Origin of the sequence: Paenibacillus sp. FSL L8-0436 (assembly GCF_038593025.1) — a bacterium.
GTDB lineage: Bacteria > Bacillota > Bacilli > Paenibacillales > Paenibacillaceae > Paenibacillus_AQ.
In genome coordinates this window covers 1,929,690-1,945,582 of the sequence record NZ_CP151955.1, presented here as the reverse complement: position 1 = coordinate 1,945,582, position 15,893 = coordinate 1,929,690, and the positions used below count along the sequence as shown (strand labels likewise).

General features: G+C 51.4%; 11 protein-coding genes. All 11 read right to left on the bottom strand.

The annotated features are described in order from the left end of the window. Positions 1–10: 10 nt before the first annotated feature. The 11 genes from pulA to NSS79_RS08790 all read right to left on the bottom strand — a co-directional run bounded on the left by pulA (position 11) and on the right by NSS79_RS08790 (position 15,823). A complete protein-coding gene (gene pulA, locus NSS79_RS08840) occupies positions 11–2,404 on the bottom strand; it encodes a type I pullulanase (RefSeq protein ID WP_342439060.1) in 2,394 nt (797 codons plus the stop codon). Positions 2,405–2,784: 380 nt separating this feature from the next. Continuing rightward, entirely contained in the window at positions 2,785–4,497 is a 1,713-nt protein-coding gene (gene ptsP / locus NSS79_RS08835) for a phosphoenolpyruvate--protein phosphotransferase (RefSeq protein WP_342439059.1), read from the bottom strand. After that, positions 4,490–4,765: an HPr family phosphocarrier protein gene (locus NSS79_RS08830; protein ID WP_038599075.1), complete on the bottom strand. Its 276-nt coding sequence runs from the start codon at positions 4,763–4,765 to the stop codon at positions 4,490–4,492. Before NSS79_RS08830 ends, ptsP begins: the two co-directional genes overlap by 8 nt. Positions 4,766–4,863: 98 nt before the next feature. Further along, a complete protein-coding gene (ptsG, locus tag NSS79_RS08825) occupies positions 4,864–6,924 on the bottom strand; it encodes a glucose-specific PTS transporter subunit IIBC (protein ID WP_076111448.1) in 2,061 nt (686 codons plus the stop codon). Between the two features lie 250 nt (positions 6,925–7,174). Beyond that, entirely contained in the window at positions 7,175–8,047 is an 873-nt protein-coding gene (locus NSS79_RS08820; protein ID WP_340893829.1) for a PRD domain-containing protein, read from the bottom strand. Positions 8,048–8,171: 124 nt separating this feature from the next. Then, positions 8,172–9,785 (bottom strand): hypothetical protein, encoded by a 1,614-nt coding sequence (locus NSS79_RS08815; protein ID WP_342439058.1) that lies wholly within the window; start codon positions 9,783–9,785, stop codon positions 8,172–8,174. Beyond that, the gene (locus NSS79_RS08810; RefSeq protein ID WP_342439057.1) at positions 9,778–10,488 is read right to left on the bottom strand and encodes an ABC transporter ATP-binding protein; all 711 of its coding nucleotides are present in this window, start codon (positions 10,486–10,488) and stop codon (positions 9,778–9,780) included. Before NSS79_RS08810 ends, NSS79_RS08815 begins: the two co-directional genes overlap by 8 nt. Before the next feature lie 74 nt (positions 10,489–10,562). Continuing rightward, positions 10,563–12,140, bottom strand: a complete 1,578-nt coding sequence (locus tag NSS79_RS08805) for a flotillin family protein (RefSeq protein WP_342439056.1) — start codon at positions 12,138–12,140, stop codon at positions 10,563–10,565. Next, positions 12,140–12,676 (bottom strand): hypothetical protein, encoded by a 537-nt coding sequence (locus NSS79_RS08800; protein ID WP_038588227.1) that lies wholly within the window; start codon positions 12,674–12,676, stop codon positions 12,140–12,142. Before NSS79_RS08800 ends, NSS79_RS08805 begins: the two co-directional genes overlap by 1 nt. A 231-nt stretch (positions 12,677–12,907) precedes the next feature. Continuing rightward, on the bottom strand, positions 12,908–14,071 hold the full coding sequence (locus NSS79_RS08795) for an iron-containing alcohol dehydrogenase (protein WP_342439055.1): 1,164 nt from the start codon (positions 14,069–14,071) through the stop codon (positions 12,908–12,910). Positions 14,072–14,242: 171 nt separating this feature from the next. Continuing rightward, on the bottom strand, positions 14,243–15,823 hold the full coding sequence (locus NSS79_RS08790) for a UDP-glucose--hexose-1-phosphate uridylyltransferase (RefSeq protein ID WP_342439054.1): 1,581 nt from the start codon (positions 15,821–15,823) through the stop codon (positions 14,243–14,245). Between the last annotated feature and the right edge of the window lie 70 nt (positions 15,824–15,893).

Genomic DNA, 15,893 nt, shown 5'->3' with positions numbered 1-15,893 from the left:
TATCTTAACCTCAGCTGCTTAACTGAAGCGGATTATCTCCATCGCCGCTGCTTGCACTGCTGCGGTCTTGCACCACTACCTTAAGCAGCGCTTCACTGCCGGAGCAGTCAATAAAGCGGTCTCCGCTACCCTTCTCTTCCCAGTCATTCAGCCGCAAAATATATCCAACTGACTCTGTTCCCGGCACCACTTCGATCCGTGCTACCGCACGTCCATCCTCCATCTGCCGGAAATCGCACTGCCCATCCTGGATGCCTGTACCCCACACCCAAAGATTCCAGCCGCGGTAATCGCCGTCGGGGCGGTCATAATGAACCTCAATGATCTTTGCCCGTGGTGCAGGCTCGCCGTAGACATCATACAGTACCATCATCGACAGTCCTTCAAGCTCTACTGCATGATCTGTAGCAATACGGAAGGCTTCTGTACCGGCACCGGAATGATCTACCACAATATTCCAGCAGCCGCCTGTCTCAGGCAGCTGCTGAGTAACAGGCCCCCAATTGGCGTTGAAAATAACAACGATATTGTTCCAGACATCACCGCCTGCATTATCCTTCAGCTGATAAGCGACGACGCCGTCTTCACAGCGCAGGAACTCCAGTGAGCGTTCGATCTCCTGCCGTCCATGCAGACGGAAGGCCGGATGCTTCCGCCGCAGTTCAATAAGCCCTTTATAATATTGAAAGACAGGCATAAATGTCTCTTTGTTATCCCAGCGGATCGCATTGACCACATCAGGGGAACGGTAGCTGTTATGATCCCCATATTTGCTGCGCAGCATTTCATCTCCGGCCTGCAGAAAAGGAATGCCCTGGGAGGTTAAAATGATCCCGTTAGCCAGCAGGGAGCGGCGTACAGTTTCATTGTCAAGAACATCCTGCGGGTCGATTGCGAAGTACGGATTTGCTCTAGCGACCGCCTTTTCGACCTCTCCGCCGCCCTTCAATCTTCCGTTCTCCAGTTCAGGCAGATCTGCCGCCTGGCGCTGGCCTTGGGAAGCAAGCACCTTATCCCACAGATTCAAGTTATCATGAGCGGTAACATAATTCACGGTTTCGACAGGCGAGTCGGTAAATTCATGAATCGCTCCTTTTATTCCCGACGCCACTGCGCCTTCTTTGCCGTATTCACCGGTTGCGAAGCCTTTGCCCCAACCATCGCTGTCGCCTTTTATTGCCGCGCGGAAGTTGTCATTGAACACGGCATAACCTTTGCCCCGCTGCACACCCTTCAGCGTTTTGTCCGCCAGCGGAGAGTCCCCTCCTGTCCACGGCTCCCCGTAGATCAGCAGATTCGGATTAATGGCAAGGCGCAGCTCTTCCGTAATTTCGCGCATGGTTACGCTGTCCATCAGACCCATCAGATCAAAGCGGAACCCGTCGATATGATACTCCGAAGCCCAGTATAACAAGGAGTCCTTAATATATTTGCGCACCATAGGCCGCTCTGTGGCAATTTCGTTGCCGACGCCCGAACCGTTGGACAGTCTACCCAAATAATCATGACGGTAGAAATACTCCGGCACCAGCGGCTCGAATGGCCCCTTCTCAACAGAATACGTATGGTTGTACACCACATCCATAATGACCGAAATGCCCCGGCTATGCAGTGCCTGCACCATTTCTTTGAATTCACGGATCCGGGTCCCAGGTTCAGCCGGATTCGTACTGTAGGACCCTTCAGGTACATTATAATGCTGTGGATCATACCCCCAGTTATATTCTGAGTAATGTCCCGCTTCGGTGTCCAGACCATTTGCATTCAGTTCGTTTACCGTCTGGAAATCGAATACCGGCATTAGATGCACGTGGGTAATCCCCAGTTCAGCCAAGTGATCAATTCCCAGTGCATTCCCTGCGGAATCACGTAATCCGGTTTCCGTAAAAGCTTTGAACTTCCCCTTATGCAACATACCAGAGCTCTCATGGGCGGAGAAATCACGCACATGCAGCTCATAAATTACCGCATCTGCGGGATGTGGCAACTGGGGTGAACGGTCCTCTGCCCAGGAGGGCGGATCGGTTTCACGCAAATCCACAATCGCCGACCTCACCCCGTTTGCCGAAACAGCGGTTGCATAGGGATCGGCGGCCTCCCTTATACTGCCGTCGGCAAATACGGTGCGGTACATATAATATTTGCCTTTCAGATCTCCGGTAAGCTGCGCCTGCCAAACACCGCCGTCCTGGCGCTGCATGGGGATAATCACTCCACTGTCTTTGGAATAAACGGCTGATACATCTGCGCCGTTCCCGCCGGTCTCGTACAATACAACCGATACGGTAAAGGCCGTCGGGGCCCATACTTTAAACTGGCTGCAGCCTGCAGTGTAGGTTACTCCAAGGTCCTTGCCTTCATAAGTTTCTATTATTGTCTCTGTATTTATATAATTGCTATTCATTATTCCACCATCCCCCTGTTCTCCGCCATATTGCCGGATAACGGTTTACTTCACTTAAATCCAACTATTTCCACTACGGAAGAAATTAATACTTGCACAGATCTGCAAGCGAAGTCTATAGAGTACTGTCTTTCTTTTGAATCATAATATAATATGTAACACTATGTTCACAGGTTTGGGTTCCACCCGTTTTATGTGCCCACATTCTATTATCGGCTGCTGCGCCCAGGCATTTGAGCTTGTCCTTATAAAGGACAGCACGAACAACAGATGATGTACTGCCGCTGACAACAAAAAAAAGGCCTCCAATAGAGGAGACCGGCAGTAGTAGTTGGAAGAGTGAATTGCCTAAACGGATAATGCAAAAAATCTTTGCGAATTTACTTCACGCTGCTCTGCACAAGTGCAGCAACTTCCTCGGCGGTGCCAAGCTGAAGTGCTTTAGCAGCCATTTCCTTCATGTCTGCAGCGGACAGCTTGGAAATCTGGCTGCGTGCAGGCAGGATGGAGGTTGCGCTCATGCTGAACTCATCGAGGCCCAGACCGAGCAGCAGCGGAATCGCTGTGCTGTCGCCGGCCATTTCGCCGCACATGCCGGTCCATTTGCCTTCAGCATGGGCTGCGTCGATAACGATTTTGACCAGACGCAGGATCGCCGGATTGTATGGCTGGTACAGGTAGGATACCCGTTCATTCATACGGTCGGCAGCCATCGTATATTGAATAAGATCGTTGGTACCGATACTGAAGAAATCCACTTCTTTGGCGAACTGGTCAGCCAGAACCGCCGTTGATGGAATTTCTACCATGATGCCCAACTGAATGTTGTCCGATACTTCCTTGCCTTCTTCGCGCAGCTTAGCCTTTTCTTCCAGCAGCAGATCGCGGGCTGCACGGAATTCGCCGAGCGTAGCGATCATCGGGAACATGATGCGCAGGTCACCGTGAGCACTTGCTCTAAGCAAAGCGCGCAGCTGGGTGCGGAAAATATCCTGACGGTCCAGACACAGGCGGATCGCACGGAATCCAAGGAACGGGTTCATTTCCTTCGGCAGATCCAGGTAAGGCAGCTCCTTGTCGCCGCCGATATCCAGTGTGCGCACAACAACCGGCTTGCCGTTCATGTTCTCAAGCACGGTGCGGTAAGCATTGTACTGAATTTCTTCGGAAGGCAGCTTGTCGCGGCCCATGTACAGGAACTCGGTGCGGTACAGACCTACACCTTCGCCGCCGTTCTCGATCACACCGTTCACATCATTAGGTGTGCCGATGTTGGCAGCCAGTTCTACATGTTTGCCGTCAGCCGATACGGTCGGCTCATCGCGGAGTTTTTTCCACTCGGCGATTTGCAGATCATAGGCTTCCTGCTTAGCTTTATATTCGGCGACTTCAGCATCGCTCGGGTTGATTAGAACATCTCCGCTCAAACCGTCGACAATCACCAGATCTCCCGCCTTGACTTCAGACAGTACATTCTTGGTGCCGACTACCGCCGGAATTTCCAGGGACCGGGCCATGATGGCCGAGTGCGAGGTGCGTCCGCCGATATTCGTCGTGAAGCCCTTCACGTATTTACGATTAAGCTGTGCCGTGTCGGATGGAGTCAAATCCAGGGCAATGACGATAACCTCTTCATTGATTTCCGCAGGACTTACATAGTGAATACCCAGCAGGTGATTCAGGATGCGTTTGGTTACATCGCGCATATCAGCGGCACGTTCCTGCAGGTAAGCACTTTTCATATTTTCGAACATTTCGATAAACTGAGTGGCTACTTCATTTAGGGCATAGTCCGCATTAACCGATTCCTCGCGGATTTTATCCATTACGGGACTGATGAGTTCGGGGTCTTCAAGAATCAGCAGATGGGATTCGAAAATCTCCGCCTTCTTCTCGCCCAATTCAGCGAGCGTGCGCTCCTTAATGGCCTGAAGCTCGCCCTTGGATTTCTCCAGGGCGCTCTCCAGTTTGGCAATCTCGGCTTCCACATCGCTAATAGCAGTCTTCGTGATTGTATAATCCGGATGTTCCAGGATAAATGCACGGGCTACGGCAATACCTGCTGAAGCCGCGATTCCTGAAATTTTATTCATGGAGCTCTCCCAGCCCTTCTTTAATCATCACATCTTGCAGTGCGCTCAGTGCTTCCGCTTCTTCACTGCCTTCAGTAATCAGACTCAAGGTATCGCCAGCTTCAAGGCCCAAAGACAATACGCCGAGAATGGATTTAAGTGTTACTTTTTTACCTTTGGCTTCCGCGAATGCTTCTGTGCCTTTAAACTTTGTTGCTGTATTTACCAGCGCTGTTGCTGGGCGTGCGTGAATTCCGTCTTCGTCAATAATTCTGAATGTTTTTTGCATGATAATATCCAACTCGCTTTCTGTTAATTTGAATGTTTGTCTTATGCGAAGGCCGCACTCCCCTCCATTATAAGGGAAGCGCCATGCCAATGCACATGTTACTGAATGCTGATGATGTCTTTATCGCCTACAGCCACTTTACCCGGCTTCTTCAAGGTAACCGTGGACCCTTCAGGCAGATTGGAGAAGATGACCGGTGAAATAACGGAAGGCGCATGGGCTTTCACGTATTCCAGATCCACTTCCATAATCGGCTGTCCTGCAGCTACAAGGTCGCCTTCTTCTACTAGAATCGTGAAGCCTTGGCCTTTAAGCTTTACAGTATTAACACCAATATGCACGAGCACTTCCTTGCCGCCGTCGGACATAATCCCGATGGCATGCTTGCTCGGGAATACATTGAACACTTTACCGTATACCGGTGAAGCAATCTTGCCGTCATCTGACAGGAAGGCGAATCCGTCACCCGTCATCTTCTGGGAGAAGACAGCATCTGGAACCTGCGTAATATCAAGCAGCTCGCCGTTTACCGGGGACACGATGTCCTCAGGTATAATTGCTGCGCCTTCTTCACCGGCCTGCTTCTCAAGCTCAGGCTGCGGTGCGGCAGCAGCTGAAGCAGCTGGTATTCTGCCGTTCATGACATCCTGTATCTGTGACTTGATTGTATCTGAACGTGTACCAAAGATCGCCTGAACGTTATTACCAACCTCAAGCACACCGGAAGCCCCCAGCTTCTTCAGCCGGTTCTTATCTACGCCTGCCTTATCCTTAACCTCGACGCGGAGGCGGGTGATGCAGGCGTCCAGATGGGTGATGTTTTCTTTGCCGCCCAGTGCGGACAAAATGTTGCGCGGCAGATCATCCCCGCTTGTAGATACTTTCCCCGTGTTGACGTCTTCCGAATCATCGGATGCATCTTCACGGCCCGGAGTTTTCAGATTGAACTTCCGGATGACATAGCGGAATCCAAAGTAGTAAATCACGGCAATAACCAGACCTACCGGGATAACCAGCCACCACGCAGTACGGTTCGGGATAATACCGAACAGCACATAGTCGATAAAGCCGCCGGAGAAGGTCATTCCGATCTTAACATGAAGGATTTGCATAGTCATAAAGGAAAGACCTGCAAAGACAGCATGCACTGCGAACAGAAGCGGAGCTACGAACAGGAATGAGAATTCCAGCGGCTCTGTAATCCCTGTCAGGAAAGAAGTAAGGGCAGCAGAAACCATCAAGCTGCCGACAATCTTTTTGTTCTCAGGTTTGGCTTCATGGTAGATCGCCAGTGCCGCTGCCGGCAAACCGAACATCATGAACGGATATTTACCTGTTGTAAATGTACCCGCTGTGAAATCCACCCCGTCGCGCAGCTGCTGCATGAAGATCCGCTGATCCCCGCGTACCAGTTCGCCGGCTTTATCGACATAACTTCCGAATTCATACCAGAACGGCGAATAGAAAATGTGATGCAAGCCGAAAGGAATCAGTGAACGCTCAATGACACCGAAGATAAAGGCCGACAGCGTCAAGTTCGTGTTGATCATGCTTTGCGACACATAGTTCAGGCCGTGCTGGATCGGCGGCCAAACAGCCGTCAATACAAGACCAAGAATCAGAGAGGTTACTGCCGTCATAATCGGCACAAACCGTTTACCCGCAAAGAAACCGAGATACGACGGCAATTCTATGCGGAAGAACCGCTTGTACATCGACGCGGCCAGTATCCCGACCAGGATACCGCCGAAAACCCCTGTCTGCAGCGTCGGTATTCCCAAGACACTGGAATAGGAGAAATCCTTCCAGGTCAATACATAAGCGTTAATGCCCAGTACCGTTCCCATGGTTACATTCATGACGAGGAAACCGATGATTGCCGCAAGACCGGCAACCCCTTCACCACCGGCAAGACCGATGGCTACCCCGACCGCAAACAAGAGCGACAGGTTATCAAAAACAATCTGTCCCGAGTTCATCAAAACGTTAGCAACGGCCTGAACCCCGCTGTTTTCCAGTGCCGGTACGTATTGGAGGAAATCCGGGTTAACCAGCATGTTTCCGATCCCGAGCAGCAAGCCCGCCGCAGGCAGGATGGCTACAGGAAGCATAAGCGCTTTACCGACTCTTTGCAAAACGCCAAACAACTTTTTGAACATTTTGGCCACTTCCTTAATAGTAATTTCGCACAAACAGAAACCAAAAAAGGCATGAGCAACACAGCATTTAGGTTTGTCTCTCTAACACTAAGGTTAGATTGCCCCAGCTTGGGGCCTGACAACCAAAATACTGTAAATCACTCATGCCTGATCGTATCAGTTACACGTAGGTATTCTGTTTTATTGGAACAGGGAACATTGTAGCACCGATTTTTTGAAGTTGCAAGCATGTTTTTGTAAGGGGTTCATTTCAACCCTCATGCTGCTCCATATCCTCTTCATCCTCTTTCTTCTGGGCCAGGCGCTGCAGATGAATAGTCAGGTAGCTCACCTCAGCCGGATATACCGGAATACGCACCCGCTGCTCAATGACCTTGGTCAGCTTCCAGGCCAGCATGTACATTTCAGGATATTCGCGCTTCATTAACCCGTCCAGAGAAGAAGTCTCCCGCACACTCTCACCACGGCGCAGTCTTTCCAGAACAAAACGCAGGTGAGTGACCAGCCGGGAATAATCCAGGGAATCCCGCGGAACATGATAACTCAGATTATCCTCCACCAGCCCCACGAGATCACCGATCAGCACGGAATGCTGCTTCACCTCGGAGATATGGCGGTTGCTCAATGCGCTTACAATATGCAAAGCCACAAAACCGATCTCATCAAAAGGCAACGTTACCCCCATTGCCTGATTGATCCGCCCGACTGCATATTCGGCCAGACTGTATTCCTCAGGGTAAATCTCCCTGGTTTCGTACAGAAACGGATTATGTATGGCGATATCTTGTTCATGACGGCGGATGGCAAATGAAATATGGTCAGTGAGTGCAATATGAATATGTTCATTCAGCGGTTGGCGGCTGCTCTGCATGATATGCAATACAATCTCCTGAACTACCTCGATCAGCTTCTCGTCCACCTGCGGAACGAGCTGCTTGTATTGCTCCTGCTCCTCCTGGCTGCGGAGAATAAACATCTTCTCCACGGAAGACAGACTGATCCGATCACGTATTTTCCGGTTAAAGCCTATGCCCTTGCCGATCACCACAACCTCGGCGTATTGGGGATGCTCGGCAATAATCACATTGTTATTGAGTACCTTAGCCACTGTTATGCTGCTCACTGCTTACACCTCTTTGAATTCTGAATACCTTTGCCGCTGCGGCAGCTGCATAACTTGACAGCATGTGTAGATTATACTTGGCTACCGCCATAACATCAAGATTTCGACTGTGGAAGAGGCTGAATCATTTTACCCGAAAGGTTCTGCCCGAGTATTTATAGACCAGGAATAAGGCGATGGTCATGTAGGCTACCGTGGTCAGCAGTACCATTCCCGCAAAATAAGCCGGAGTGCTCTCCAAGCGGAGGCACACAATGGTGGCAGCCAACACAATGCTGTTGACAATGGTGAAGAACGGATTCTTCAAATTCAGCTCTGTGCTGTAAGGCTGGAAAATATAATACATGAACAAGTGATGCACGGAGAAGAACAGGGATAGGCCGAGGATAGCCCCGCAAAAACCAGCTGCATCCGCAATCCCCCAGGTTTCATCCGAAAGCAGAATGAGCAGATTCACAGCTATACAAATAGCTCCGGCCGGAATCAAATTCAGAGCGGTTATTCTCAGCAGCCGAATCCGGAAATTGCTCAGCACCGCCGTCCGTTCCCGGTAGAATCCATACCGCAGCAGACTAATGTCGCAGTTGTAAAACATCGCTTTGCAGACCTTCTCACCGATCGAGGTAAAATTCATAATAAATACAAAATAAGAAAGGCTGCCGATTAAAAAATGTGACATCTTGGTAAACATTGCCGGTGAGACCATCATCGACAGCAATCCGGCTGCGAACAACACGCCAATGATAAGCATCCGCCGCTGAATCGGCTGTATTAAAAAACGTTTATGCCGGGAGAAAAAGATCGCATTCAGGTAAGCATAGCCGCTTTTCTCCTGAAATTGACCGGGACTCAGCTGTTCCGCTGAAAAATCTTTTTCTTTCGTCTCGACATCCTTCACTCTCGACTCCTTCATCATACGCCCCATATCCAGCAGCGGATCGTCTATTTTGGTCACAGCATCAACCGCACTGCGGTAACGGGGATAACGCGCAATATAAACGGCGGCAACCACTCCTATAGCCGCAATGGCTAAACCCGCCGGCAGGTTGAACAACATAGCGCTGTCCACGAAGGACACTTCTGCATACAGCAGAGCATAGGCAAGCGGAAATCCCACGCCTATGACGGTCCACACCCACCCTGTTTTTTTGACAAGCACAATGTCCGTATAGTCGAAGAGCCATAAATGCAGCGCCTCACTTCCCAAACGCCAGGCAGTTAACAGCAGGGCAAGCAGCACTCCCTGCCAGACCGGGGCCTGTAGCAATGAAGCGAAGAGGCACATGGCCGGTATATAATAAACAAAGAAACTGAAGGTCCGAAGCGACAAAGTAGCGTGCATGTACTGATCAGCAGGCAACCGCATCAGCTTCACACAAATATATTTGTCCCGCTTCGGTTCCAGGATGACCGCATTTGAAACTGCCGCTACGATACAACTGATGATGACCAGCACTTGCAGATAGAGCTGATACTGTTCAGCAGGCGGCAGTTCCTTGCCGATTGTGATCACCGGCCAATAGACTACAATTCCCAAGTAAGCGAATTTGGTCAGAAAGCCCCATATTATCTTCAGAATAAGCACGATTACAGTCAGCGTCTTTTTGAGTCCTGTCCGGGAATACAAGTCATTCTTTGCCATCTTCCCAATAACCGGCAGCCGCTGGAGATAATAGATCAGCCGGTTCGCCCCGGATGCGCCCCTGATATCCAGTATGGTGTTCAGCGTCTTAATCATTGCTGCCCTCATCCTTTAGCAAGGTTATGATTCTCTCCTCGAATTCCGGGCTGTGCGGAGTGTCGGCAGGAATCTCCTGGAGTGTCCCGTTATTCAGGATAACGAGTTCGTCGCACAAGTCGGCTGCAAGCTGTAAAATATGGGTAGAGAAAATAATGATATGATCCTGCTTCATCTCCCGCAGCAGCTTCTTGATCTCCAGTGCCACCACAACGTCAAAAGAAGTCAATGGTTCGTCCAGCAATATCAAGGGCGGACGTGTAATGATAAAGCAGAGCATTTGGATCTTGTTCTTCATGCCATGAGAATACCCTTTGATCAGCCGGTGGCGGTCCTCCTGCTCAATCCGGATAATGTCGAAATAGTCTTCGATGCTTTTGCCAGGTTCAATCTTGTCGCGGTTGATATCCATATAGAATTTCACAAACTCATAGCCTGTAAGAAATTCCGGCAGGATGGGCAAAGAAAACACATACCCGATATCCGCCTCGCGAAGCGGACTGCTTACTTCGTTTTCCCGTAAAAAAGCTCCGCCGCTGTCCATTCCAATCTCCCCGCTCAAGCAGTTGAACAGCGAGGTTTTACCGGCACCGTTGCGGCCCAGCAGACCGTAAATCTTGCCTTTTTCAAAAGTGTAGTCAATGCCTTTGAGCACTTGTTTATCTCCGAAGCTCTTACGGATGTTATCCAAGAGCAGCTCCATACGAAGTTCCCCACTCTCCATAAAATTCAAGGTATGACAGGCAATGCACCTGTCATACCTTGAGTTATCCCGCATTATCCTTCAAGTTTATCAGTTGGAACCACTGGCACTGCCGGTACTGTAGGTACTGCAGGTACTACCGGTACCGCAGGTGCAACCGATACTGCCGGTCTGTGGTCCGGAGTTCCCGTTTTTCCTTTAGTCAAACCTTTAATCAATGCCTCTACATCAATTCCCGAGACACTCTTCAGCATTTCCGGTGCCGTCGACATCAGCTGGGTCACATAATTGCTGACCCGCGCCGCTCCTTCACCGTTGCCCGTATCCACTACAGTGAGCTTGTCGATGGATGCCAGCGGCTCGGCAATTTTACCGGCCAATTCAGGCAGCATCTTCACGATAATGTCGAGCACGGCAGCTTCGCCGAATTTCTGGAACGCTTCGGCCAGCTTCTCTTTGGCTTCTGCTTCTGCGAGACCCCGCAGGCGGATAACTTCGGACTCCGCTTTACCTTTAGCCAGTTCTGCATCGGCTGTTGCCTGGCCTTCCAGGCGTTTCTGCTCGGATGTTGCCTTCGCCTGGGTCTCAATGCTGTACTGCAAGGCATCGGCTTCGCGCATCCGCTTGGCCTTATCGGCTTCTGCCGCCTGTTCCACTGCGTAGCGGTCAGCTTCCGCTTTCTTCTTCACTTCCGCATCGTACTGCTTCTCGCGCACCTGTATTTCTTTGGACTGCAGGTCTATCTCGCGTTCCTTGCGAACCAGTTCGACCTTCATCTGCTCTTCGACCACCGTCTGCTTGGCGCGCGCCTCCTGGATGTGATAAGCCTGATCGGCTTCCGCCTTGGCTGTATCCTGATCACGTTTAAAGGCTGCAACCTTCAGCTGATTGTCCTTGGAGGCTTCGGCGATGTTCGTATCCCGCAGCAGTTCAGCCTTCTGCCCTTGCTCCTCGGCGTTTGCCTTCTGGATCCGTGCATCCCGCAGCGCTTCCGCTTCAGCGATTTCTGCATCCCGCTTCACTGCAGCAATCCGCGGTTTACCTAGAGCTTCCAAGTATCCGTGCTTGTCACGCACATCTTTGATGGTGAAGGAGACAATCTGCAGTCCCATCTTCTTAAGATCGCGCGCTGCTACGCCCTGAACCTCCTGGGCAAACCGGTCACGGTTGCGGTAAACCTCTTCCACGGTCATTGAGCCGAGAATCGCCCGCAGATGCCCTTCAAGCACTTCCTGCGCCTCGCTCTTCAGCCCTTCTATCGGCTTGCCCATGAACTGCTCGGCTGCTGTTGCCACATCTTCGGTAGAACTGCCTACCTTGATAATAGCCACACCGTCGGCGATAACCGGCACCCCTTGCTCAGTGTATACCTCCGGTGTCGTCACATCGAGCTTATGCGAGAGCAGAGACATGAACTCGGCCTTCTGGAAAACAGGCAGAATGAACGCCCCTCCTCCGCGGACTATCTTGATTTTACGGCCCGAGCCATCATCTGAGATATGATTGCTGCCGAGAAAGGAACCGGTGACAATCATTCCTTCATCGGGTCCGACCGTCTTGTAACGTGCCCAGAACGCAATCCCAAGCACCAGTAGAACCGCTACAACTACAATAGGAATAAACAAAAAATCTGGAATGTCTAAGCCTAACATTAAGAATCCACTCCTTTTCTCTCTTCAAATTCAGTTACCAGCGCAACACCTTCCCGGACCTCTACCACTACAACCTTAATCCCGGCCGGGAGGGAAAGCTGCTCAAAGCTGGCTGCTGTATGCAGGCTGTTGCCTGCGCCGAACTTCACCATGATTTCGCCATAGCCCTGTGCCGGAATAGGAACGGTAATTTCTCCGATCTTGCCGGGCAGCTCGCTCATGGAGAACCCGTTTGACATCTCGCTTTTGTCCATCGGTTTGACGACTCCCAAGTAAAGAACCACCCCCATAAAGGCTGCGATCAGCAAGGATAAGGCAAGAACAGCGCCATCTTCCAGCCTGCTGTAACGCGTGAGCAGAATGCCTGCTCCGCCAAATACGGTGACTCCCCCGGCCAGCACAGCAGGGTTCAGGAAATCAAAGGAAGCCACATCAAATATCCCATCCAAAACATTGCCGATCAGATCTCCCACAACTACGCTGACTACGGCAAAAATGACGCCGAGCGCCAAACAGCCCAAATACAGCGTTTGCATTATTTTCTCCTCCCGTCTAAAGTTCCGGACTGTCATACTAGTATAAACGTTCAAACCATGTCCTTGGTTTCACAAACTTGGATGATTATCTCAATATTGTATCGTGGCAGCAGCCTTGAATCCAAGCCGGCCTATGCCAAGAGTTTATGCAAAAAAGCCGCCCCCATTACCGGGAACGGCTTGATTTCCTGCCCGGAGCTGCAGTTCTGCAGCTCCTTTATGGTGGCATTCTTACAGTGCCATTGTATAAATTTCTACGACATCCTCACGCTCCAGCTTGCGGAAATTACCGAACGGTCCGAAACGCACCGCTTTGTCGGCCATGTTTCCGATTTCACTGTCATTGATATCATAGTCGCCCAGGGTCTTCGGCGCACCGATGGAATCCCAGAAGCGGCGCAGTGCTTCAATGCCTTCAAGACCGGCTTCTTCATCGCTTTTGCCGGACGGATCAATGCCGAATACGTTCACGGCCAGCTGGCGGAAGCGGGCAGGGTTCGTACTGAGGTTGTACTTCATCCATTGCGGAAAGAGAATAGCCAAACCGCCGCCATGCGGGATATCGTAGACTGCTGATACGGCATGCTCAATGTTGTGTGTTGCCCAGTCTCCGGCGAAGCCCATGCTGACCATGCCGTTCAGAGCCATTGTGCCGCAGTACATAATCGTTTCGCGCAGCTCGTAATTGTTCAGGTCCCCGATCAGCTTCGGTGCCGTTTCAATAACGGTGCGCAGCAGCGTCTCACAGAAGCCGTCCTGTACAGGCGTGTTGCCGTCGGTATGGAAATAATGCTCCAGAACATGCGACATGATATCCACCATGCCGTAGACAGTCTGGTCACGCGGCAAAGTGAAGGTGTTCTCGGGATCAAGGATGGAAAATGCCGGGAAGGCATGCACGCTGCCCCAGCCCATTTTTTCCTGGGTGACTTCGTTGCTGATGACAGAGCCGTTGTTCATCTCGGAACCGGTAGCCGCCATCGTCAGCACTGTGCCCAGCGGCAGCGCGGCTTGCGGAGCAGCCTTGCGTTCCACAAAGTCCCACATATCCCCTTCATATTTCGCGCCTACCGCAACTGCCTTGGCACAGTCCAGTACGCTGCCCCCGCCTACGGCAAGGATCAGCTCAATGTTGTGCTCCCGGCACAATGCCACACCTTTATGTACAGTGGACAGACGCGGGTTCGGCTCGACTCCGGCCAGTTCGGTCACGACAGCCCCGATGGAATTCAGCTCAGCCAGCACATTATCATACAAACCGCTGCGTTTGATGCTGCCGCCGCCGTACATCAGCAATACGTTCTTACCGTATTTCGGGACTTCGGTCTTCAAAGCCTGCAATGTTCCTTGTCCAAAAATCAGCTTGGTAGGATTATAAAATTCAAACTTGCGCATATGGGTAAACCTCCATTAGTTGATGAATGTGATGCAATTTCATATTATAGACCTCCGGCGTGCGTCATTCAAATCACAGCGTCTCCCCGTATCACGCCAAGCTGAACGAACTGTATAAGAAAAGCCCCCAAACCTGCGTGGCCGGGGACATTAATACTAACATTCAGTTGTTTATAGGGCTCCGAAGCTCTGCACAAACCGGCGGAAAGCGGCTTGTCCTTCCGGTGTCCGTTTGTAGACCCCGGCATGCTCCAGAATATGGGTGAACTTGATACCGACCTCATTCTGCACGATTTTTACAGCCTCTTCGTGGTTGTGACCTGTGCCGAAGCGTTCGGCCAGCTCTTGTATCCACGAGGCATGCTGCGCAAGCGCGTGATCAGCTTCACTCTTCACGGCAGCCAGTAGCGGGAGATCTCCGGCAAGCACGCCTGCGATAGCATCCAGCTCTTCCTTCAGTCGTCCCGGCAGAATAGCCAGACCCATAACCTCAATCAGGCCGATGTTCTCCTTCTTGATATGGTGCATCTCCCGGTGCGGGTGGAATATCCCTTCGGGGAATTCCCCGCTGGTCCGGTTGTTGCGCAGCACCAGATCCAGCTCGAAGCCGCCGTCTTCCGCCCGCCGCACGATTGGAGTAACGGTATTATGCGGGGTTTCCACACCGTCAACTTCGCTGAAAGCCAATACCTCAGCCTCAGGATCGCTGTAGGATTTCCAGGCTTCATAGAGATCGTTGCCGCATTCCAGCAGCACTGCAGGGTCTACTCCATGCAAACGCAGGACCGACATCGGCCACTTCACGATGCTGAGGCTGACGCCCGGGTAGGAGGCATGGGTGAACGTCTGCTCTTTCGGTGCTTTCTGGATCGGAAAGGTATGGCGCCCGCCCTGGAAATGATCATGGGTCAGAATCGACCCGCCGACAATCGGCAGATCGGCGTTCGAGCCAATGAAATAATGCGGGAAAGCTTCCACAAAGCTGAGCAGACGCTTCAGCGACTCCTTGGTCAGCTTCATCGGCACATGATCGTGATGGAACACGATGCAATGCTCGTTGTAGTACACATACGGCGAGTATTGTAAGAACCAATTCTCATTGTTCAGCTTCAGCGGAATTACACGCAGGTTCTGGCGTGGCGGGTGATTCAACCGTCCGGCATACCCCACATTTTCGCGGCAGAGCAGGCATTTCGGATAGACCGGCGGAGGGAGCAGCCGGGCCATGGCGATTTCCTTCGGGTTCTTCTCAGGTTTGGACAGGTTAATCGTCATTTCGATATCCCCGTAGGGTGATTCCTGCAGCCAGAACACATTCTTCGAAATCCGGTCCATGCGGATATAGTTGGAATCAATACTTAATTTGTAAAAGCGGTCGGTTGCCGCCTCAATGCCCTTCTCCGCCGAGAGGCTATAGAATTGGGCATTGACTTCAGATGGCCGTGCCATCAGCAGGCCCATAATCTTCGCATCCAGCAGATCACGGTACGTATCGGTATTCTCCGGAATCAGTCCGATTTCGAAGCCATAATCGATCAGAATGTCCAGCGGTCCCTGCGGGCTCTCAAGCGGTGTTTCACTGAATTCAAGGGCATACGGCTCACTGAAGCCGAACTGGTCCAGCAGTTCATTGCGGCTATAGTCAACATCGGCAGGCTGGATCAGCTCCTGGTGCAGCGCAAACAGCACAAGCTGTTCGATGGCATGCAGCGCCTTCTCTCCGGCCGGAGCGGTATTAATATCGTTAGGCATTTAAATTCTCCTTAATGTGGTGTAGCGAGTTGTCTGCGTCCTTTTTGGGGGGCAGCTGGTTCAATAGAAT

Bases quoted from the DNA above. Each gene is read 5' to 3' on its own strand.
- pulA (WP_342439060.1), bottom strand. From the start codon at position 2,404: ATGAATAGCAATTATATAAATACAGAGACAATAATAGAAACTTATGAA.
- ptsP (WP_342439059.1), bottom strand. From the start codon at position 4,497: ATGAATAAAATTTCAGGAATCGCGGCTTCAGCAGGTATTGCCGTAGCC.
- NSS79_RS08830 (WP_038599075.1), bottom strand. From the start codon at position 4,765: ATGCAAAAAACATTCAGAATTATTGACGAAGACGGAATTCACGCACGC.
- ptsG (WP_076111448.1), bottom strand. From the start codon at position 6,924: ATGTTCAAAAAGTTGTTTGGCGTTTTGCAAAGAGTCGGTAAAGCGCTT.
- NSS79_RS08815 (WP_342439058.1), bottom strand. From the start codon at position 9,785: ATGATTAAGACGCTGAACACCATACTGGATATCAGGGGCGCATCCGGG.
- NSS79_RS08810 (WP_342439057.1), bottom strand. From the start codon at position 10,488: ATGGAGCTGCTCTTGGATAACATCCGTAAGAGCTTCGGAGATAAACAA.
- NSS79_RS08805 (WP_342439056.1), bottom strand. From the start codon at position 12,140: ATGTTAGGCTTAGACATTCCAGATTTTTTGTTTATTCCTATTGTAGTT.
- NSS79_RS08800 (WP_038588227.1), bottom strand. From the start codon at position 12,676: ATGCAAACGCTGTATTTGGGCTGTTTGGCGCTCGGCGTCATTTTTGCC.
- NSS79_RS08795 (WP_342439055.1), bottom strand. From the start codon at position 14,071: ATGCGCAAGTTTGAATTTTATAATCCTACCAAGCTGATTTTTGGACAA.
- NSS79_RS08790 (WP_342439054.1), bottom strand. From the start codon at position 15,823: ATGCCTAACGATATTAATACCGCTCCGGCCGGAGAGAAGGCGCTGCAT.